Below are 22,019 nucleotides of genomic sequence, written 5' to 3' on the forward strand. Positions count from 1 at the left end.
GCGTCATCTCTTTTTTAATGCCAAGCTCACGTATGCCAGCGAGGCCAGTGCTATGGCGGTTTGCAGGGCAAACATGGCGGTATATCCGGCCACATCGGCCACGGCACCGCTGCCCATAGCGGCCACGATGCCCGTTAGGTGGGTTAATACGGTTTGCACGGTAAAGTCGGTTCCCTCTTTTCCTGGGCGCACATGGTGCATGGCCGAGGTGTAAACCACCACCGTTGCCATGCCATAACTGGCCCAAAGCAACACGGTGGCCAAGACGATTTGGGCCGTTGTGGGCACGCTTACCGACAGGATGGTGAACAAAAGCGTGGCACCGAGCATGGCACATGCAACCGCGGGCCGCACACGGGCATAGCCATAGCGGCGAACAAGCATGCCCGTGGGATAGCCAACGGCGAAAGCCGAGGCCACGCCCACCACGCCGTTTATCAGCCCGATGTCTTTCATCGAGTAGCCTAGGTCTACCATGTAGGGTTTCATGTTAGACATGATGCCGATGATGCCCATGTAATAGAGTGCCAAAAAAAGTATCTGCCGCCACACGCCGCGTTGGCCGAAAAACCACACAAAGTCGGTTAACCGTGCGCGTTGGCGTTTGCCCTCATCCTGTTGCAGGCTTATTTTTTTGTTGAAAAGCAAAGGCAAGGCGGCCACCAAGACAAAGAGGCTGAGGCATTGGGTTACGCTGTTCCACCCATAACGGTGCAAAACCACGAGCAACAGTCCGCTACCCACAAGGCTCCCTGCAAAGCTCCCCATAGACTGCATGCTGTTCATCAGTCCCCTTTCGCGCCCTTTTGTGGAGCGTATGGCCAGGGCATCGGTGGCTATATCCTGCGTGGCAGAGGCCACTAACGACAACAACACCAACAATATAACCGTGGCCACATTGAGCTGCAAGTTAAGCGTGCCGGCCAAAAACACCAGTAGGGCATAAACCAACTCGCTGCCAACGATGAGCCGCTTGTAACCGCGCATGGTGGTGCAAGCCCTGTCTACCAGTGGACTCCATAGCATTTTGAGTATCCACGGCAGCTTAACCAGCTGCAACAAGGCAATGGCCGAGAGCGAGAACCGTTGTTCGCGCATGGTTACTTGCAGGGCAGTGGTAAAGAAACTCATGGGCACGGCTTGTGCCAGATAGAGGCAAAAGAAGGTGGATAGCTTGTTTCGCTGGTTTAAGTCTTGCTTCATCTTGTTTTTGTATGCAATGCTGCGGCGGCGTGTTACGTTTGTTCCACTGGCGATGCACTGCTCTCGTGCGTGCCCGCTCGTGGTGTTGGTGGTGTTTGGGGTTAAGCCTACCGCCGTTAACAGGCGCAAAGTTAAGAAAATTATGCCGCAACGGCGTTCCTTATTTATGGGGATTTAAGGCAGAGAAAAGGAATGAGGAATAAGTTTTGCGAGGCGCATCAGGGTAGCAAGGAAAGCTAGGAAAACTAGGAAAGCTAGGAAAAACAGGAGAGCCAGAAAGGCAAGGGCTATCTAGGAGGGCCAAGAGGGCTAGAAAACCTAGGGCATCTTGGAAAGCTAGGAGCATCAGGCTATCTAGGAAGGCTAGGACATCTATGAAGGCTAGGAAAAAGAGGAACACTAGAATATCTAGGAACACTAGGGTATCTAGAAAGACTAGAAAAAACAGAAAACAAGAAAATGTTTTACAAAACGCACCTTGCCTGCAAGCCCATTCTAGACAAAATAAAGGCCCAAAATGGGTAAAAAACCGCTTTTTATGCCTTTACTCACTTCGTTTTCATCCCCTTTTTGAGCCTACAATTTGCATTTAGCACCATTTTGCCTTTCTATTTGGCTGCCGGCTCGCATTTTTTTCAAGCCCAATTACTCGCTTTTAGCCCCTAAAACCCCACTTTTTAATGGCCATTTTGCCCTTTTTAGCCATGTGTTTCATGGTTCTAAAAGGTTTTGTTTATACAATTGCTATGGATATTTATACTTTTCATCTCGCATTTAGCAGCATTTTGCACTGCGTTTTGCACCATTTTGCCTTGCGTTTTGCACCAAAACGCACGCTATTTTGCACCAAAACGCACCCTATTTTGCACCAAAACGCACGCCATTTAGCAGCAAATAGCCCCAAAACTGGTGCTAATGGCGGTTTTCTTAAATAAAAATTCATTTTACCGCATTCGCATGCCAACCCCTTTTTGCCTCAAAACAAACCTTCGCGAGAATCGATTTTTTGCGACCGAGTGGGCGGTTGGTGGATAAAAACGGCACTCATAGTGTTAAAATCTGCACCGAATTTTATACAAATTCGAGATAAAACAACGCCATGCTTTCCCCAAACAAAGGCTAGGAACAACGCCAAAGGCTGCGCTACTTGATGTAAACCTTGCAATTTCGCTGTCCTTGGGCGTCTTCATACTTCATCACCCACACCTCGATAACTTGCGGTTTGGCCAGTTGTGCGTTTGGCTTTGCAGAGCCTTCGCTTGCATCAAGCCCTAATTTGACCAACTGCCTGCTGCCGGGCAAGCAGGTAAAGCAAAGGTTATGGCCGCTAGTTGTGGCAATACACACGGGTGCCGCTTGCTTACCTCTGGCTGTCATGCCAGGAATGGCGCGCAAAGCAGCGGCATCGAGATGGTTTTTCAGCACAAAACGCCGTATGTTGGTTATCTCTACGCGTTTGCATTCAACCATTACGAGCCGTGGTTTGCCCTGCAACTTATTGGCAATCGGCCACCTTGTGCCATCCGTAAATTGCAGTTCAACGTTCATCGAGTCTAGGTCTGTGGGCCAGTTCAATGGCATTCCCAACCGTTTCGACATCTCTTTTAGCTGCAAACGAGCATCAGGGTGGTGCAGCAATGCCGCCTCCAAAAAGGACGAATAAGCCGCATACCATTCCTTATTGCCTTTGGCTATAACCCCTTTCCAATAATAATACTTGCCTACTTGCCCCTTATCATAAAGGTGTTTTCGCATCTGCTCCAACTTATTCTCGGCCAAACGCATTTGTCCAAGCCTGAAATAAGCCGCTAGCTGCCTGCTAAATACCTCATTAACGTTCACCGAACTGTCGGCCGTTATATCTACATGGGCTGCAAATTCAGCACCATCTTTAACCGAATGGAGAAGTAACAGGCGGTGGTAATCGCGCAAGGCATCGGCATCCTTGCCCAACTTTGTTTCCAGTTCGGCACGTTTCCACAGCCATTCGGCCGTGGCTGTGTCGGCAATAGCCTGGTTTAGCAGGGTCATAGCCTGCTGATTGTGGCCTGCTTGCAACGCCGCATCTATCTTGTTGCGGCAGTCAGAGCGGCAACCCCATAAGCATACAACACAAAAGAGAAGGGAAAGACAATAAAAGGCCTTACCCACTGCCCCGCCCCAAGCGGAGTGGGGAGTGGTTGGCCTTGTGGTTTCTAAACGTTGAAACGCAATAGGCTTTATCGTTTCTAAATGAAAAAATATCATATTCGGTTTGATTACTAGGCCAATGGTTGCAACATGTTAGGGCCATAACAAGCTGTTCAACTACCCTCCGCCCCTTGTAAAGGGGTTGGGGTTGGGGGTTGGTTGCGGAAAGGCTACTGTCCTAATTTCACCTCCACAAACACCGGATAATGGTCGGATGCCGTGCGTATTCGGTGTTGTTTAAAGTCGATTTGTTGCGGTGCATCCTGCCCTTTCTTACTTTTGGCTGCGGGTTCTTCCGTCCAATAGAAGTTGGGCAGTACGCCATAACGAGCCACAGAGAAACGGGGCGACACAAAAACGTGGTCTATACGGCTGGGGGTTTTCAGCGTGGGGTCGAAACTGTTAAACGTTCCGTTCTCTGCAAAGCGGTGCTTAGCCACAACGTAGGCATCGTTTAAGCGCGCGTTTGCGGTAAAGAGGGCGTACGTTTCGTCGGTTTGGTCTACGTTAAAGTCGCCCGTCAGCACCACTGGTTTGTCTTTTCCGGCCAAGCCGTCGATAGCTTTCATCACCAGCTTTGCCGACTCGCGACGCGCTTTAACGCCCACATGGTCGGTATGGAGGTTGAAGAAAAAGAACACTTCGCCACTTTCGCGCACCCTGAATTTGGCCCAAGTGCAGATGCGTATGCAAGCCGCATCCCAACCCAAAGAGGGTTTTGTGTACGTAGGCGAGAGCCAAAAGTGCCCGTCGCCGAGCTTATCCAGTCGGTCGCGCCGATAAAATATGGGCGCATACTCGCCCGCCTCATGTCCATCGTCGCGCCCAACGCCCACGTAATCGTAGTCGGGCAGTGCGCGCAACAGGTCGTCGAGTTGCCCTTTCAGCACTTCTTGCGCCCCAAAAGCGTCGGGATGGTGGAAGTTAAGCTGGTCGGCTATCACCTGACAACGTTTCGCCCAAAGGTGCCCTTTCGCCTCATCGCCGTCGTTTCGATACCTTATATTATAGCTACCCAACACAAGTGTCTGCCCAAAGGCAGCAAAGGCCATGCACAATACGGCCCCAAGCAACAGTGAGCGAGCCTTATTGGAACACATAACGCAAAACAAGAAGTGAACTAACGATGAAGAGCGTGATGTTGACGTCTTTGTAATTGCCGCTCAACAACTTTACCAACGTGTAGCTAATCAGTCCCAAGGCCATGCCTTCGGCAATGCTATAAGTTAGCACCATCATCAAAACGGTGATAAAACAAGGTAGTGCCTCGGAGATGTCTTGCAGGTCTATCTTCTTGATAGACTCTAACATAAACACGCCCACAAGCACCAGTGCGCCCGTGGTTGCGGCAGAAGGGATGATAAGGAACAGCGGAGCCATGAACAAAGCCACGAGGAAGAACATGGCCGTGGTAAATGCCGTTAGTCCTGTTCGGCCGCCTTCGGCCACACCTGCTGCGCTCTCAACGAACGTTGTAACGGTAGATGTGCCCAGAAGTGCACCCGTAGACGTGGCGATGGCATCGGCCATCATAGCCTTTTGGATGTTCTTCACGTTGCCTTTTTCGTCCATCATGTCGGTTTTGGCTGCCGTTCCGATGAGCGTACCCAGCGTGTTGAAGATGTCGATAAACACCAACACGAAGACGGTGAGTATCATATCAACGTTGAGCAGTGCAGCGAAGTCGAGCTTTAAGAAGGTTGGGGCGATGCTATGGGGTAGCGAAACGGGTACGAAGGCATCGGGAATTTGGGTTATTCCCATAGGTATGCCCACAACCGTACATATCAAGATGCTATAAAACAAGGCTCCGCGAACCTTCAACACCAGCAGTGCGCCACTTAAAATGATACCCAACGAGGCCAATGCAGCCGTGGGAGTGAAAGCACCCAGCGTAACGAAGGTTACATCATGGGCCACTACAATACCCGCATTTTTCAGTCCGATGAAGGCGATAAACAGTCCTAAGCCGCCCGAAATGGCAAAGCGCAGGTTCTTGGGGATGCACTTTACAATTTGTTCGCGTATGTTCAGGGCGGTTAATAGGATGAAGATGATACCCTCTACAAACACTGCCGCCAAGGCTGCTTCCCACGAATAGCCCATGCCACGCACCAAGGTGAAGGCGAAAAAGGCGTTGATGCCCATGCCGGGAGCTTGCGCAAAGGGTAGCTTGGCTAAGAAAGCGATGAACAATGTGCCAAGGGCCGAGGCCAAGGCAGTGGCTGTGAACACGGCACCCTTGTCCATTCCCGCGGCACTTAGTATGTCGGGGTTCACGGCAAGGATGTAACTCATGGTTAGAAACGTGGTTACGCCGGCCATCATCTCTGTGCGGCGCGACTGTTTCTTGGGGTTAAACCCCAAAAGAGAATAGAAAGACATGATTTGAGGGGGTGAGTTTTTGAGTTTATGAGTTGCAAATTAACGGGTGGACTCCTTAGCGAATTAACAAGTTGAAAAAATGAAGAGTTAAAGAGTTAACAAGGAATTTTACTTTCTGTTTCAAAAGCATACGGCTTAACTCCTTTACTTCTTAACTCCTTAACTCCTTAACAATTAAAACGTCCACTTCGCTGCCAATGTAGGCAACCAATACCAACGGTGGTTTTGATTAACGAAGTTGTTGCTTACTTCCCACTCCGTTCCTAGGCTTAGCTTGAAGTCTTCGCTAACGCCTTTGATGCGGTTGAGGTTAACCCAGAATTGGGGTTCGGAAAGGAAAACGGCGATGTTTCGTCCGTCGGCGAAACGGCGATCGCCCCAGAAATCGGCAAATCCGTCGAACGTTAACAGGTGGTTGCAGAAGTTTAAGTACCATGTTGCCGTGAGTTGCCACGAGTGTTTTTGGCTTTGTTTGGCCAGATACTTATACATGGGCGTGATGGTAAAGCCCGAATTAAAGTCTTTATCGTTCCAGCTATAAGTCACACCAGCCAGGTAAGCATCGTTATACGAGCCCACCCCTTTGGCCAATCCGCCATTATACTCCACGTGAATGGCCAATGGCGCTTGCCAAAATCTCAACTCGCGAGATATTTCCCAATAGGCGGCAGCCACGCCATTGTCCGCATAGTCCATGTCGACGAAGAAGAAAGTGTTACCCCATTTGTCGGGTTTGAACATCTCCACGGTTGATGTTAGTTTGGGTCGTGTGGAGAGATTGTCGTTCAGATGCCCGAAATCATAATGCAACTGCACGTTCTGCGCCTGTACAGACAGGCTGGCCACGAAAGCAATGGCCACAGCTAAAAGCTTTTTCATCCTTGTTTTTTGTTTGGTTTCGTTAGTTATCCAGAACACACTTATCCGCATACACTGCGGCGAAGAGGCCTGAAAGCAATTGCAAAGTTAGTGAAAATGACGAAAAAAGCACTAAGAAAGAAATAAAAAGGCCTCACCCCCAACCCCTCTCCAAGGGGAGAGGGGATAAAATGCGATGCAGCTACTAAGCTGACAAGCGAAAAATGCAATGCTATTACAAGGTATATCACTCCCCTCTCCCCTTAGAGAGGGGTTGTGGGGTGAGGCTTTTTCTTTGGAGAGGGGCGTAAAATGCGATGCAGCTACTAAGCTGACAAGCGAGAAATGCAAGGTTACTGCAAGGCATATCACTCCCCTCTCCCCCTTGGAGAGGGGCTGGGGGTGAGGCTTTTTCTTTGGAGAGGAGGTGGGGGTGAGGCCAGTTGTGGGGCAGTGTTAGGCCGCTTTTACCCACCATTCTTCCTATATTCAGACGGCGTAACGCCGAATGCTTTCTTGAAAGCGTGGTAGAAACTAGACGCATGTTCGAAACCACAACGTTCTGAAATCTCTTCGATGTTCAACTCAAACCTTGTGTCGAGCAACTGTTTGCCCTTCTGCATCTTTAGTTTTAGGATGAAAGCACCTGGCGTGTTGCCTGTAAGCGCCACCATCTTACGTGAGAATTGCCTAAGACTCATCCCCAATCCCTCGGCCAAGGCGTTAACGTCTAGCGCGCGTTTGTCGAGCAAAAGGTAGGCCGTGTCTACGGCTTTCGTTAGGAATTGCCGTTCGGCCACGGCGCGAACGTCGCCCCCTTCCTTTGTCTCGACTGCATTATCACCATATTTCTCGCGCAACTGTCGATGCCTATCAAGCAGATTTTCCACCCTTGTCGTCAACTCTTCACTGTTAAAAGGCTTGGTGATATAGGCGTCGGCCCCTGCCTTAATGCCCTCCAATCGTTCTTGTTCGGTTATCTTTCCCGTAACCACCACGATGGGAATATGGTTCATTACGTCGCTCGCCCTAACCTGTTTGCACACCTCCAAGCCGTCCATTCCAGGCATCATGCGGTCGGTTATGATGATGTCGGGCACCAGTTCTGTTGCTCTGGCCAAGGCCTCCTCGCCGTTAGAGGCATAACAAACGGCGTATTGCGGCGTGAACAACGAACCCATATACGCGGCTAAGTCGGCGTTATCTTCCACGATAAGCATGCGTTGCTCGGCGCAATTATCGTTCGTTTCGTCGTCGAGACGTTTCTCCACATGCGGCAACATGGGCGTGTTGGTGTGCTTTTGAGCGTTGGCCGTGGGCTTGCACACGTTTCTTATGGGCAGCGTTATGGTGAAAGTAGCCCCTCGTCCAGGCGCACTTCCCACCACGATTTGCCCGTCTAGCGCGTCTATTATCTGCCTAACCAAGGCCAATCCCACGCCAGTTCCGTTCTTCGATGCACCATTGCTGGCCCTATAAAAAGGCTCGAAGAGATGCGCTACGGCCTCAGGAGCAATGCCCGCGCCCGTATCTTTCACCCTAATGACGACGTTTGCTCCCTCGCGTGCCACCGCTACGCTCACCTTTCCGTATGGGGGCGTGAACTTAAACGCGTTAGACAGCAGGTTGTTCATCACCTTATTAATATACTCTGGCACGAAGTCGGTAACGATACGCTCGTTACCAGAGAAGTTTAATTCCACGTTTTGAGACACCGCGAAGTCGCGATAACTCTCCACAACCATGTTTACATGCGCCGTTATGTCGGCGTTTTCCCAGTCGGGATTGCCCACGGCCGACTTCACTCTGGCGATGTCTAGCAGCTGATTAATGAGCGTAAGCAAGCTGTTTCCTTGCCTTTCGATGGTCGTTGCCTTATGTTTGGCCTCGTCGGTAAGGCTTTCATCTTGGTTCAACTCGTGGCTTAGACCCAGTATTAGGGTTAAAGGCGTTCGCAATTCGTGGGTGATGTTGGTGTAGAAGTTCTCTCGCAACTGGCTCACCTGTTTGAGTAAGGCGTGGTTATGCTGCCTAATGCGGCCCACATATACCAATGCGGCCACTACCAACAGCAACAACGTAACCACCACAATGGCGGCAATGGCCACAATGCGCTTTTCTTTTTGCTCGTGTTGCGCTTGCAATGTAAGCTCTTCGTTCTTGTACTTGGCGTTGCTTTGACTCACTGCCTGCTCCATATCGTGCTGGTAAATAGAGTCTTTCAACGCCACATAGCGTTGCAAATGCTGTGCGGCCAGGGTGGGATTGCTGGCTTTTAAGGCATTGAAAGCGCCCATCTGCGCCCTGCTTAGGTTATAAAGGTCGTTGTGTTGTTCAAAGATTTCGATTGCTTTTTCAAAGCATTGCTGCGCCGATGCGTACTCGCCGCGGCGGTTAAGCAGTTCGCCCTTTTGGTTCATACAAATGCCCAACGACTGCTTATTGCCTGCTTTTTCAAGTATAGGGATGGCTCTTTCCACAGTTCTTTCAGCCTCAACGTAGCGTTCCATGTCCATTAAGGCGGTCGCCATCTGCGAAAGTCTGATGCCCGTCTTCGCTACATTGCCGCGTTGCTCGTCTATTTGGTAGGCTTTTACGGCATGTTCAAGGGCCAACTGCTCTTTTTTCATGGCGTGATAAATTTCTGATGCCATGCCATATTGTATGGCCATGCGGTTAGAATCGTTGGCCGCGGTGCTCAATGCAATGGCCTCTAAGATGTATCGTTCGCCCTCTTCGGGCTGCTTGGCCACCAGACTAATGCCTGCAAGCGTGTTTAAAGAGCTGCTTATGCGACTTTTATCGCCCGTCTCGCGGTCCAGTTCAAGGCTTTTTCGGGCATGCGCAATGGCGCGAACAAGGTCTGATTGGCGGAATAACAATTGTGCGGCAAGCTGTTCGCAGTCGCTTATGAGCAACAAGTCGTTGGTTTTGTAAGTAAGGGGAAGGGCTTTTCGGGCGTAGTTCAAGGCCGTAGCGTAGTCTTGTTTGTCCCAAAAATACTCGGCAGCGTGATACAATACCATCGCGTCCACCTCGTCTTTTGGGGTGTCGTTGGCCACTTTAATAAGCGAATCGGTTACTTCTTCGGCATACAGCAGCCCGAAAATGCGGTTGGCGACGGCCGTTTTTTCGGCTCCATTTTGCTCTTCGTATGTTTCAAGTAGGCGCAACAAACGCCCGTCGGTTTTGGGTTCGGGATTCTTTTCAGCAGCATTCTGGCCGGTTGAGGGAAAGTCGGGCAGGTCGGTTGGCTGTTTGTTGGCGCATGCGTTCAACAATCCAGCCAGCAAAACCAGTGCGGCCACAAAGCGCAAGGCCACGTATTGTAGGGTTTGTTTAGGCGAGTAATGGTTGCAGTCCATAGGTTCGAGGTGTTGTAAGCTGCGTGCGGCACACGCTCGCTGTTTGTTTCGTATTGCAAACTTACATAAAAATCCCGAAATATACACCATAATATATTAAGAGATTGTGCTTTTGTTTAAGGCGGAATTAAAAAATCCACGCTGGCATGCCATCATACTTTAAGCGAAGAATGCCCTCAACCAGTCGGACAAGTAGAACAAATACGACCGCCCTAAAAGTAGAACAGGGTACCCAAATCGAACAATTTGAACCGCCCTAAAAAAGAAAAGCCGATGAAGTTGGCCGAAACTATCAGAGCAATCTGAAAGTTCCGACCAACCTAACCGGCCCTATTTATCTCATGCAAGCGAGCTTTATTTGCCCGTTTCTAGCATCTTTGCCACCTTTTCTAGCTGCTCGCCCATGCCAATTGTATAGCCTTGCGAACAGAACACAACACGATTGAAGGTGTCTGCCACAATGAAAACCGGCATCTGCGAGGGGTTAGCCAGTTTCATAGCATTGGCTACTTGCTGCCTAATCTTGCCGTCGGCATCTACGCCCAGAATGATGTTGGTAGGTAATGTGCCGAAGTTCTCGTCCTTGAAACGCTGTAAATCGGCATCGTTGGGGAAGAGTAACACGAAAGGACGGCCCCATTCGTCGAGCGTGGCGCGTGCTTTTGCCAAGTCGCGTAGGGCGTGATTGGTGGGTTCTTCGCCAATACCCAGCAGGGCAAGCGTGAAATATCCGCGACCCGTTTGCGACAAGATGCTTACCTCTTGACCATCTTTGAGGAAACGCGACTCGCTATCGAAGTTGCCCAACACATTGAGTTGACCCGACGGACGGCGCATGATGAGTGGCACTTCGGTGGTTTTGCCGGCAGCTACGTTGAAGAAACGCTGCGTGGCCAACACGCCGCCATTGGCCAAGCGCGTACCGGAAACAAGCAGATAAGTGCCTGCATCCAGGTCGTAACCGCGCTCAAAGGTGTTTGCCCAGGTTGTTCCCTCGTTGGCATTTCCGTCTCCTTCCTCGAAGTTCAGCAGCTGCGCCTGTCCGTTTACAATCTTACTCAGGGTGAAGTGGCTGTAATACTTGGGGTCGGCAGGCAGCAATGGCGCAGCCGAATACGTTAGTTTAAGCTTACCTGTGGGCGTGGCTTGGCTTTGTGCGTTATCAAAATTCACGTCTACCCATGCGTCGTCGCGCTTGTATTGCACCTTACCCGTAACCGCATCCTTGCGCGACTCGATGCCCAGGCTACGCGCCATGCTCACAAAGAAGATGTCGCGCGAGCGTGTATCGGTAAGTCTTGAACGCCAAACGCCCATAGGTGTTTGCGCAATGCGCAGGGCCTTGGTGTCGGGATTGAGCCTGATGTTGTGCTTAGTCCATTCCACTAGGATTGTGGGATTGGCGCGCATGCTGTCGGCTAAGGCCGTGTTGAAGGCCTGTTGGAATGCTTGTTTAAAGGGTGCGATAATCATTTCGTCTTCCACACGCGGCGACAATTGGTTGCTTTCAGCCCCAAAATGGTCTTCAAGAATTTCGAGTGGCATGTCGTGCAAGTCTTTATCGGGCAGTGTTTCCAGCAGTGCCAACGCGCGATCCAGACGGTCTGAGTGACTGCTGACAAACTGATGGATGGTTTGCCAGTTGCCACGCGCACGCTTTAAGAAGTCGCCTATGCGCCCGTCTTTCTTGGGTTTGTAGAATGTAGCCTCGTAAGCGTGGCGTATACTGTCTTCTTTTGCCAACCTCAGCTTGTTGGCTACGGCCTCATCGAACGTTACCTCGGGTAGCGTGGCACTTTCAACGGGCGGTACGATATTAACCGAATCGAGTGCGCCCACCGTCATCTTTGCATCCGAACGTGCACTGCGGTTAAGGCGGATGGTAACGGCCTTGTCCTTTCCGAACGATGCCTTGGCAAAGCCGTACGCCCCATTTTTAGAGGCCCACACCAGCATATCGCCCACGCCAGCGGTGAGGAACGTTCGCCCACGCGTGTCGGTAAACTTGTTCACAGCCGTGTAATACTCGGCGTAATTGTATATCTTAAATTCCACTTTGGCCTTATCAACGGCTTTTCCTGCGGCATCCACCACGGTAAAGTCTACGCGGGCCGTGGGTGCATAGTTGCCAATGAGGTTTATTTCGGTATAGTTACTGGTTCGCAACATCACCTCTTCGGGGCCTCGATAGTTGCCGAAGGCCTTTGTGTGCATAAGCATGGCGCGCGATGCAGGCAGGTTAAACCAGCCCAAGTCGAGCACAGGTTCGGGTTCGCAGGCCCCTAGGAAGTGCCATTTGCCGTCGGCCCATGCCTCCACCCACGCGTGGTTGTCGTCGGTATGCGCCCAACGTGGCGTGTACACCTGCCTAGCGGGGATGCCCAACGTACGCAATACGGCCACCGTAAACGTGCTTTCTTCGCCACAACGCCCAATAGCGGTCTTCATACAGGCCAAAGGAGCCAAGGTGCGTGCGTTAGATGGCTGGTAGGTTACATGCTCATGGCACCAGTGGTTCAGTTCCAGCACGGCCTCGGTCATGCTCAAACCCTCTACGCGTTTTTTCAGTTCGTCGTACAAAACCATGCGTGTGTTGTCCAAGTTCTCGTTGTTCACACGTATGGGAAGTACGAAATGGCGGAACAACAGTTCGGGAACATCTCGCCCCCACGGCATTTCGTCGCGCGCCTTGAACGTGGCCTTCACGTTGTCCAGGTAGAAACTGGTGGTGTAATCGGTGACATCGGCCAGGGGCATGTAGGCATATAGAAACTCCAACGCCTCTTGTTCGGCCGCCGAAGGCACGGTTTGGGTTGCAGTGAAGAAGTTCTTGCCCACCAACTGCATTTTCTCGGTGAAATCTTTATGCACTTGTGCACGGTACTTATCATCGGAAATGAAATGGTAAAATCCTGCCTGGGCAACGTTACATGCGGCCAAGGCGACAAAGAGCGATAGCAATAGCTTTCTCATGTTGATAGTAATGGTTTTGTTGATGTAAGATAAGGGGTTGTGGTATTATGGTATGCATGGGTCATCTTGTTGTAGTTTTTGCCGTGTCTGCATGGCTAAAAGATGGCTTGCGCATTTCGTTTCTCAGAGGTTTTTATGCCCCGCCGTACCGCATGGCTGGCATGTCGGCTGGCGACGGGGCACGAGTGTAATTAACAAACAAACTATTAATATGGGAAAAAGAGTTTCTTCGTATGTCCAAAGGCCTGCTCGTGCGCCTGCATCCCGTTCGGTTCTCGTTTCTATCAGCTGGGCAAAGCAGCCACATGGCTTGCGCCGCATGTGGGTTTCGTATTGCCCGCGCACCTTGTTTGGGGCTTTGGCGGTATGTTTTTGGGAAGCTACTCGTTCTCCGTTTCGCTGCGCAGTTCCTTTATCGTGTGACTAACGCGGCGTGCTGTGGTAACTTCTCGATACGCCTCATCGGTGTCTTTTCCGCCCATACGCACGTTTCCGCCCATGTATTGGCACGTCGACAGCACCGATTCGCGTGCAGAAAAGTGGAATTGCGTAACGTTCGTTTCCACGTGTATCTTGAAGATGTTGCGTTCGTTAACGCCACATCCGGCCATGACGGCGATGTTTTTGCCTGCCCGTTTATGCAGTTTGTAAAGCAGGGGGATGCCTTTTTCGGCCGTTTTCTGTTGCCCGGAGGTCAGCACCCGGTTAAATCCCAGCTGTTCGAGTTGGTCTAAGGCGTCGAGCGGATTGCGACATCTGTCGAAAGCGCGATGGAAAGTAGCCGCCATTTGCCCCACATGTGCCATGAGTTTGGCGTTTTTGTCGATGTCGATATCCCCTTCTGGGGTTAAACATCCAAACACCACGCCGTCTACCCCCGCCTCCCTACATGCGTCGATATCGGCGGCCATGATGTCCATTTCTAGGTCCGAGTAGGTAAAGTCGCCCCCTCTCGGCCTAATGATGACATGCAATTTGGTGGTATTAAGCAGTCGGCGCGCCGTTATGATGTCGCCATACGACGGCGTTGTGCCGCCTTCGGGTATGCCCGCGCAAAGTTCCACCCTGTCGGCCCCACCTTCTTGGGCCGCCAAACAGCTTTCCACACTGTTTGCGCATATCTCGAATTCAAAGTTGTTGCTCGTTTCGTTCATACAATATCTGTACTGTTTGGTTAAATAGATTGCCGCCCCGGCGCGTGTTGTTGTGCCTTTTTATAGCACAATCTTCGCCTTAATAGGCAGGCCATTGTGTTGCGTGCTTGTTGCCATTATCCGTAGAAAATTTGTCTTCTGCGTTGTTCATTGTTTCCGCATGGCGTGTGCTATGTGCATCGCTCATGGCAAAGATACGAAATAAGCGGCAATAAAACAGCTGTTTCTTTAATATTTAATGTAAATTAAAACAACACATTTACGCGCTTTTGAGTTTTGTAACAAGTTTAAAGAAAGACTTTGTTAGAATGTCGGATTTACATTCCAAATTTGCTTATTGGCTAATAGAAGTTAGCAAGTAGAAAATGTATGCTTTTCGGTAAGGGCTTGAACAGGATGTTTAAGCCTGCCAAATGTTCACTGCGAAGTTGTGTTGACTTTTAGCTTTTCTACAAATTGGGCGGTGTCTATGCCTTTGCGCCGTAAAATAAAGATACCCCCCGCTGATGCACGAAGTGCCTGGCCAGGATAGGATGAAATCTGAAATTCGGCTCCATCTGTCTGTGTCAAAACGTGGCTATAACTTAAAAAGAGTATGGGCGGAAGTTATTCAACGCAGTCTCCACAAGTAGAAAACCGCTTGTCGATGGCCTATTACGTCTGCGTTTCCACGATGTTGATGCCGTTGTATGTGAGCAACATGCCCTGCAACCGCTCGTTCTGGCCGTTGCAAGCCTATATGTTTTCTGTGGCGTTGCCCACTCGCGCGTGTTTACTTTCGAGTTTGCATTGTCTAGTTTTTAGCAATAAATTTAACATTATGAGTGCCTTTTTATCCACCAATCGCTCACCTTGCCGCAAAAAATCGATTCTCGCGGAGGTTTGTTTTGTAAAACGGGGTTAGCATGTGGATGCAGCAAAATGAATATTTATTTAAAGATGTTGCCATTTGCACCAACTTTTGGGCCATTTATAGCATAATATAGTGCATTTAGGTGCAAAATAGCGTGCGTTTTGGTGCTAATTACACTGCGTTTTGGTGCTAAATGCAATGCGTTTTGGTGCAAAACGCAAGGTAAAATGGTGCAAAATGCAGTGCAAAATGCTGCAAAACGTAGGGCAAAAAGCATAAATATCCGCTGTAATTGTATAAACAAAACCTTTAAGAACCATGAAAAACTGGGCCAAAAAGGGCGAAATGGTCGTTAAAAAGTGGGGTTTTGGGGTCTAAAAGTGGTTTTTGGGGCTGCAAAAATCATGGGTTGGCAACCAAACTAGAAAGGTAAAATGGTACAAAATGCAGGTGGTTTTCTTAAAAAGAGACAAGTTAGAAGGCGTGAAAGGGCGGAAAAAGTGGCTTTTTACCTACTTTTTAACCAATAATCTCGCTAGAACAGAGCGGAAATTAGAACCACATTGTAAAATAAAAGATAAGGATTTAAGATTTTGAGTTGGTGAGCTTTTGAGTTTTTGAGTTTGTAAGTTGGTGGGTCTTTTTTTAGTTTGTAAGTTTGTGAGTTGATGTGTTAGGGAGTTGTTGGTTTTTCGTAAGTTTATAAGCCAATGAGTTGATTACAACTAGTTCAACTAGGCATCCTAGATTAACTAGAACAAAAAGAATATCTAGAACAACAAGAATACCTAAAACAACTAGGCATTCTAGAATATCTAAAACAGCTACAATATCTAGAACAGCTACCCCCACATCCCCACCAACGAAGTAGAAACAGCCCACTAACTGGGAAACTTTGGCCAAGCAAACAAAAAAGTAAGGCAACATGATGGTGCTTTCTAGGTTTATCATTAAATTTGCAGTATAACGCAAAGGCCCACACCACCACTCAGTATGAACCCAAAACTCACAACATTCGCCCTCCCTTTGCTTGCCCTTTTAGCCCTGTTGCTATCGGCTTGCAGTGCAAAGAAGAGTTATTTTATAGGCGTTTCGCAGTGCAGCGAGGACTCGTGGCGAACGAAAATGAATAGCGAGATAAGGCGCGAGTCTTACCTCTACGACAACGTGCGCGTGGAGTTTGCATCGGCCAAAGACGATAACCGCGTGCAGATTGCGCAGATTGAGCGTTTCATTGAACAAGGCGCCGACCTCATTATCGTGTCGCCCAACGAGGCAAAGGCCCTTACGCCCGTCATCAACAAGGCCTTCGACCGCGGTGTTCGCGTGGTGCTGGTCGACAGGAAGAGTGCATCAGACAAGTACACGGCCTTTATCGGGGCCGACAATGTGGCCATCGGACGAGCCGTGGGGCGCTTTGTTGGCGAACATCTTGGCGGAAAAGGGCGCGTAATGGAGTTGCAAGGACTTCGCGGCTCGTCGCCCGCGATGGAACGCGACAGTGGTTTTCGCGAGGCCCTGGCACACTATCCGCAAATAAAAGTGGTGGCCAACGCCTACGCCGATTGGTTTGCACAGAAGGCCGAAAGCGAGGCCGAACGCATGTTTAAAGACGTGGGAGGAGCCGATTTGGTGTTTGCACAGTGCGACCGAATGGGCATTGGGGCACACCAAGCCACCCAAAAACTGGGCATAAAGGGCGTAAAGATTGTGGGCGTTGATGCTTTGCCCACCCCTGGCGACGGCATCGAGGCTGTGAAAAACGGAACTTTCTTGGCCACATTCGTATATCCCACGCATGGCGACGAGGTGCTAAAACTGGCCATGAACATATTGGAAGGTCGCCCCTTTCAGCGCGAAACCATCCTGAAAACGGGCGTGATAGACGCCAACAACGCCGAAAGAGCCTTGCAACAATGGGCCGAACTAACCCTGCTCGACAACAAGATGCAACGCCTAAACCACCGCATAGACGAGAGTTTGGCGCAATATAGCAACCAGAAAACCATCCTCGTGTTGGGCATTTTGTTGGTTTTCATCCTCATGGTTTTCGCTTTCTTCGTGCTCAAAGCCTATTTCGCGAAAGTGAAACTCAACGAACAGTTGGAAGAAAAGAACCGCGAAATAGAGGCTGCCACGCAAGCCAAGCTGATGTTTTTCACCAACGTAAGCCACGAATTGCGCACGCCTTTAACTCTCATCGAAACGCCAGTGGAACAACTTTTGGCCGAAAATCAACTGTCGAAGGTGCAACGCAGGCTGCTCGAAGTGGCACACCGAAACGTGCGAACGTTGCTGAAACTCATCAACCAAATACTGGATTTCAGGAAAGTGGAGGGCGGAAAGATGACCTTACAGCTGGCCGAAACCAACCTTGCCGCACTGGTTGGCAACGTTGTTAGCGAGTTTGTGGTAGCTGCCGAGCACAAGCGCATTAGGCTTTCTTGCCGTCTGCCCGAACACATAAGCGCCACAATAGATGCAGGAAAGGTGGAAAGAGTGGTGAGCAACATCCTGTCAAACGCCGTGAAGTTTACGCCGGCAGCGGGCGAAATCAACGTAGAACTAGCCGCAGACACGCCACAAGGCACGGCCACGCTAAGCATAACCAACACGGGCAAGGGCATTGCCGAGAGCGATTTGCCCCACATCTTCGACCGATTTTACCAACCGCAGCACAGCGAAGGCGGCACGGGCATTGGCTTAGCCTTGGCAAAAGCCTTCGTAGACATGCACGGCGGACACATCAGCGTTAGCAGTAAGGCCGAAGGTCCAACGGTGTTTACCGTGCACTTGCCGCTGAATGTGCAGGCCGAAACGCCGACTCCGTCGGCCGAACCGTCGCCAATTGCTGAGTCACAAGCTTTTATCTTGCCCGCAACGCACACCACAACAAAGGCCGAGGCTCCGCAGTTGCAAAGCATTTTCGAAGAAAACATCGACCCAAGTCGGCCTACCATCCTCTTCGCCGACGACAACGACGACGTTTGCCAAATGGCACGCACGCTGCTCGAAACGCATTATCGCGTGCTTACTGCACCCAACGGCGTAGTGGCTTTGCAGATGGCGGAACTGAATATCCCCGACTTGGTGGTGAGCGACGTGATGATGCCGCAGATGGATGGCCTTGAATTGTGTAGCCGACTGAAACAAACCACGGCCACAAGTCACATCCCCGTGATACTGCTCACAGCGCGAACACTCGACGAACAGCGCATCGCCGGCTACGAACATGGTGCAGATGCCTACATCACCAAGCCTTTTAGTGCGCCCTTGTTGTTGGCGCGCATCCACAACTTGCTACAAAGTCGTAAGCAACTAAAACAGGTTTTTGCGGGCGCAGACGAACTGGCGAAGGAGGAGATAAGCACACCCGACAAGGAGTTTGTGAGCAAAATACGCAACGAAATACACCGTAACATCAGCGATAACGACTTTGGCGTGGAGCAATTGGGTGCAGCGGTAGACCTTAGTAGGGTGCAACTTTATCGCAAGGTGAAGGCGTTAACGGGGCTTAGTCCTGTGGAACTTATTCGTGCCACGCGCGTAAATCGTGCACGTAAGCTGATAGAGGGCGGTGCAACATCGGTATCCGAGGTGGCTTACCAAGTGGGGTTCACCTCGCCATCTTATTTCACCAAGTGTTTTAAAGACCAATTCGGCGTTAGTCCTATGGAACTGCTTAAATAGTTAAAGGTGAAAAAGTGAAAGGGTGAAAAGGTGAAAGAGTGAAAGGGTGAAAAGGTGAAAAAATGGCTAACGCCCTTTAAAGGTGAAAGGGTGAAAGGGTGAAAAGGTGAAAAGATGGCTAACGCCACCTCTACATTTGGCTTAACTCCCTAACTCCTTAAAGGTGAAAAGGTGAAAAGGTGAAAAGGAGAAAAAATGGCTAACGCCCCTTAAAGGTGTCTTGCAGTTTTTAGATTTCTAGTCCAGTCTAGCTCTCGGACAAGTCTGACCTGTCTGACCTGTCTGACTTGCCCTATTAGCCTAACGCAACCTATACATTTGGCTTAACTCCCTAACTCCTTTACCACTTACTACTTTTACTACCTACTACTTTTACTACCTACTTATAGGTATATTTAACTTTCGTTAACCGCACTTCGGACACATTTGTTACCCTTTACTAGGTATTTCTCCATGTACCTTTGCACGCAAAACAATAAATATTAAACGTACAAAAACTGCATGATGGAGAATAAAATGTTTTGTTTCCAATGCCAGGAAACAGCCAAAGGAACGGGTTGTACCGTTAAGGGCGTATGCGGAAAAGAGGCCTCAACCTCTAATTATCAAGACCTACTACTGGGCGTGGTGCGCGGTGTTGCTACTATTGACCGAGCCATTCGCAAGGCTGGCGTGGAGAGTGTTGCAGGCGTTGACACCTATTTCGTAGACGCATTGTTCGCTTGTATCACCAATGCCAACTTCGACGATGCCAGCATCCTCAAACGAGTAGACAAAGGTATCGCCATGAAAAAGCAGCTGTTGGCCATCGCCAAAGAGCATAATGTGGAGCTGCCTGCCTATCACGAGATACTGTGGGGCGGCGAAAAGTCCGACTACGAGGCACAAAGTCGCAAGGAAAGTGTGCTGCGCAACGAGAATGAAGACTTGCGCTCGCTGAAAGAACTCACCGTGCTGGGCCTCAAAGGTATGGCCGCCTACTACGAACATGCTTCGCGATTGGGTTATACCGACACCACCATTACCGACTTTATGGGCGATGCACTGGCCATTATCGCTAACCCCGACGCCCCCATGGACCAGCTTTTGAACTGCGTTCTCGACACAGGCAAGTGGGGTGTAAACGCAATGGCCCTGCTAGATAAAGCCAACTCCACATCGTATGGCCACCCCGTTATAACCAAAGTGAACATCGGCGTGGGCAAAAACCCAGGCATTTTGATTTCGGGACACGACCTGCACGACATCGAAGACCTGCTGAAACAAACCGAAGGAACGGGCGTTGACGTGTACACCCACGGCGAAATGCTGCCCGCACACTATTATCCCGAACTGAAAAAGTACAAGCATCTGGTTGGAAACTACGGCAACGCGTGGTGGAAACAGAAAGAAGAATTCAGCACATTCAACGGTCCTATCGTGTTTACCACCAACTGTATCGTGCCGCCTTCGCCAAAAGCCAACTACAAAGACCGCGTGTTTACGATGAACTCAACTGGTTTCCCCGGTTGGAAACACATCGAAGAAGATGCCAACGGACATAAAGACTTTTCGGAAGTAATTGCCATTGCCAAGACCTGCGAGCCACCAACGGAGATTGAAACGGGTGAGATTGTAGGCGGTTTTGCCCACAATCAGGTGTTTGCACTGGCCGATAAGATTGTAGAAGCCGTGAAAAGCGGTGCCATTCGCAAGTTTGTCGTGATGGGCGGATGTGACGGCCGCATGCGCAGTCGCGACTATTACACGGAGTTTGCCAAGCAGTTGCCCCACGATGTGGTTATTCTCACCTCGGGTTGTGCCAAGTTTAAGTACAACAAGCTTAACCTCGGCGACATCAATGGCATCCCCCGCGTGCTCGATGCAGGCCAATGCAACGACTCGTACACTTGGGCTGTGGTGGCCTTGAAGTTGAAAGAGATATTCGGTGCGGCCGACATCAACGACCTGCCGCTAGCCTTCAACATCGCTTGGTACGAGCAAAAGGCGGTTATCGTGCTGCTCGCCCTGCTGTCGTTGGGCATCAAGAACATCCACATCGGCCCCACGCTGCCCGCCTTTGTTTCGCCTGGCGTGCTGAAAGTGCTGGTTGAACAGTTCGGACTTGGCGGCATAACCACCGTTGAAGAAGACCTGAAACGAATGATTGGATAAGGCATAGTGCCTGCCTATAATAAAGAAATCGGCCTAACCGTGCCTGCTTTACAGGGGCGGTTAGGCCGTTTTTTAATTGGTAGAAAAGCTAAATACTGGGCTATATATACTGCCAAAGAAATCTAGTTTACCTAGGAGAATTGGGCATGCAAGGGCTGTGTACCTAAGGCTCTCCCATCTTCTCCATCGGTTTTTATCAGTCTCTTTGGGCTCATTGCTATCTGCCCTGCCCAACAACCTTCGCCACTTCTTCTTCCAAATACGCCATCGTGTCTTTGGGTTCTACGCGTTTCACCACCTTTCCATTGCGGTCGACGATAAACTTGGTGAAGTTCCATTGAATGTCGTACTCCGCATTCATGGGCACATCCTTTGGCAAACGCTCAAACTCGGCGCGCTGTGTGGAGTCGCTCATCAGGTAACCAAAGAAAGGTTGCTGGCGTTTGAGGTAACGATAAAGCGGAATGGCCTGCTTGCCATTCACGTCGATCTTGGCAAATTGCGGAAAAGTTACGCCGTAATTGGCCTCGCAAAACTGGCGTATCTCTTTGTTCGTACCAGGCGCTTGACCTTTAAACTGGTTGCAAGGAAAGCCTAAAACCACCAATCCTTTATCGCGATACTTGTCGTAAAGCTCTTGCAAGGGTTTGAATTGAGGCGTAAGTCCGCACTGCGTGGCCGTGTTAACGATGAGCAACACCTTACCACGATACTTTGATAACGACACCATTCGGCCGTTTTCATCCTTTACCTTAAAGTCATAAACATTCTTTTGCGCCATGCCCGAGAAGGCAAAAAGGGCGAAAAGAGCAAAGGTTAAGGTTCTGAGAAAATAGAGTTTTGAGTACATATATAATTAATAAAAAGCCTCACCCCCAGCCCAACCGGCCTCACTACAACTCCAAACCGGCCTCACTACAACTCCCCAACCGGCCTCACCCCCAACCCCTCTCCAAGGGGAGAGGGGATGAAATGCCTTGTTGGAGCATGGCTGTTATGCTTGTTTGTTCTTGTAATTGCCTTACATCCTTTATTATTCCCCTTGTTGGGGCGTGGCTGTTATGCTTGTTTGTTCTTGTAATTGCCTTGCATCCTTTACTATTCCCCCTTGTTGGAGCTTTACATATTGTATTATTTAGCTTTGTTGTAGCCTTACATATTACTCCCCTCTCCCCTTGGAGAGGGGTTGGGGGT

Annotated in this window: 14 protein-coding genes; 3 read left to right on the forward strand and 11 right to left on the reverse strand. The window is 50.0% G+C overall.

The annotated features are described in order from the left end of the window. Nucleotides 1–3: 3 nt before the first annotated feature. Nucleotides 4–1,203 carry an MFS transporter gene (locus HMPREF2955_RS11725; RefSeq protein WP_070723663.1) on the reverse strand — a complete coding sequence of 400 codons (1,200 nt, stop codon included), beginning with the start codon at nt 1,201–1,203 and terminating at the stop codon, nt 4–6. A gap of 680 nt (nt 1,204–1,883) precedes the next feature. Between HMPREF2955_RS11725 and HMPREF2955_RS11730 the strand changes: the two genes are divergently transcribed. Further along, nucleotides 1,884–2,138: a hypothetical protein gene (locus HMPREF2955_RS11730; protein WP_246830137.1), complete on the forward strand. Its 255-nt coding sequence runs from the start codon at nt 1,884–1,886 to the stop codon at nt 2,136–2,138. 208 nt (nt 2,139–2,346) lie between these two features. On the opposite strand, the gene HMPREF2955_RS11735 is transcribed toward HMPREF2955_RS11730, so the two are convergent. The 8 genes from HMPREF2955_RS11735 to HMPREF2955_RS11770 form a co-directional block, all read right to left on the reverse strand. After that, nucleotides 2,347–3,234 carry a hypothetical protein gene (locus HMPREF2955_RS11735; protein WP_070723651.1) on the reverse strand — a complete coding sequence of 296 codons (888 nt, stop codon included), beginning with the start codon at nt 3,232–3,234 and terminating at the stop codon, nt 2,347–2,349. Between the two features lie 329 nt (nt 3,235–3,563). Continuing rightward, nucleotides 3,564–4,493 carry an endonuclease/exonuclease/phosphatase family protein gene (locus HMPREF2955_RS11740; protein WP_070723652.1) on the reverse strand — a complete coding sequence of 310 codons (930 nt, stop codon included), beginning with the start codon at nt 4,491–4,493 and terminating at the stop codon, nt 3,564–3,566. Then, nucleotides 4,480–5,778 carry an NCS2 family permease gene (locus HMPREF2955_RS11745; RefSeq protein ID WP_070723653.1) on the reverse strand — a complete coding sequence of 433 codons (1,299 nt, stop codon included), beginning with the start codon at nt 5,776–5,778 and terminating at the stop codon, nt 4,480–4,482. Before HMPREF2955_RS11745 ends, HMPREF2955_RS11740 begins: the two co-directional genes overlap by 14 nt. 174 nt (nt 5,779–5,952) lie before the next feature. Further along, on the reverse strand, nt 5,953–6,657 hold the full coding sequence (locus tag HMPREF2955_RS11750) for a nucleoside-specific channel-forming Tsx family protein (RefSeq protein ID WP_070723664.1): 705 nt from the start codon (nt 6,655–6,657) through the stop codon (nt 5,953–5,955). A 446-nt stretch (nt 6,658–7,103) separates the two neighbouring features. Beyond that, nucleotides 7,104–10,001: an ATP-binding protein gene (locus HMPREF2955_RS11755; RefSeq protein WP_070723654.1), complete on the reverse strand. Its 2,898-nt coding sequence runs from the start codon at nt 9,999–10,001 to the stop codon at nt 7,104–7,106. 354 nt (nt 10,002–10,355) lie between these two features. Next, nucleotides 10,356–12,974, reverse strand: coding sequence for a transglutaminase-like domain-containing protein (locus HMPREF2955_RS11760; RefSeq protein ID WP_070723655.1), 2,619 nt, complete (start codon nt 12,972–12,974; stop codon nt 10,356–10,358). Nucleotides 12,975–13,354: 380 nt separating this feature from the next. Next, nucleotides 13,355–14,128, reverse strand: a complete 774-nt coding sequence (locus tag HMPREF2955_RS11765; RefSeq protein WP_070723656.1) for a copper homeostasis protein CutC — start codon at nt 14,126–14,128, stop codon at nt 13,355–13,357. Between the two features lie 1,498 nt (nt 14,129–15,626). After that, nucleotides 15,627–15,932, reverse strand: coding sequence for a hypothetical protein (locus tag HMPREF2955_RS11770; protein WP_070723657.1), 306 nt, complete (start codon nt 15,930–15,932; stop codon nt 15,627–15,629). A gap of 42 nt (nt 15,933–15,974) precedes the next feature. On the opposite strand from HMPREF2955_RS11770, the gene HMPREF2955_RS11775 reads away from it, so the two are divergent. Together HMPREF2955_RS11775 and hcp are read left to right on the forward strand one after the other, a co-directional pair. Next, nucleotides 15,975–18,671, forward strand: a complete 2,697-nt coding sequence (locus HMPREF2955_RS11775) for a hybrid sensor histidine kinase/response regulator transcription factor (protein ID WP_070723658.1) — start codon at nt 15,975–15,977, stop codon at nt 18,669–18,671. A 501-nt stretch (nt 18,672–19,172) separates the two neighbouring features. After that, nucleotides 19,173–20,825 carry a hydroxylamine reductase gene (hcp, locus tag HMPREF2955_RS11780; RefSeq protein ID WP_210401319.1) on the forward strand — a complete coding sequence of 551 codons (1,653 nt, stop codon included), beginning with the start codon at nt 19,173–19,175 and terminating at the stop codon, nt 20,823–20,825. A gap of 217 nt (nt 20,826–21,042) precedes the next feature. Here the strand turns inward: hcp and HMPREF2955_RS11785 are convergent, their stop codons facing one another. After that, complete coding sequence (locus HMPREF2955_RS11785; protein WP_083317717.1) at nt 21,043–21,675, reverse strand: glutathione peroxidase; 633 nt, start codon at nt 21,673–21,675, stop codon at nt 21,043–21,045. 85 nt (nt 21,676–21,760) lie between these two features. Then, the coding region (locus HMPREF2955_RS16650) for a hypothetical protein (RefSeq protein ID WP_210401320.1) at nt 21,761–22,019 on the reverse strand (259 nt) is incomplete at its 5' end.

Origin of the sequence: Prevotella sp. HMSC073D09, assembly GCF_001814145.1 — a bacterium.
Lineage (GTDB): Bacteria > Bacteroidota > Bacteroidia > Bacteroidales > Bacteroidaceae > Prevotella > Prevotella conceptionensis.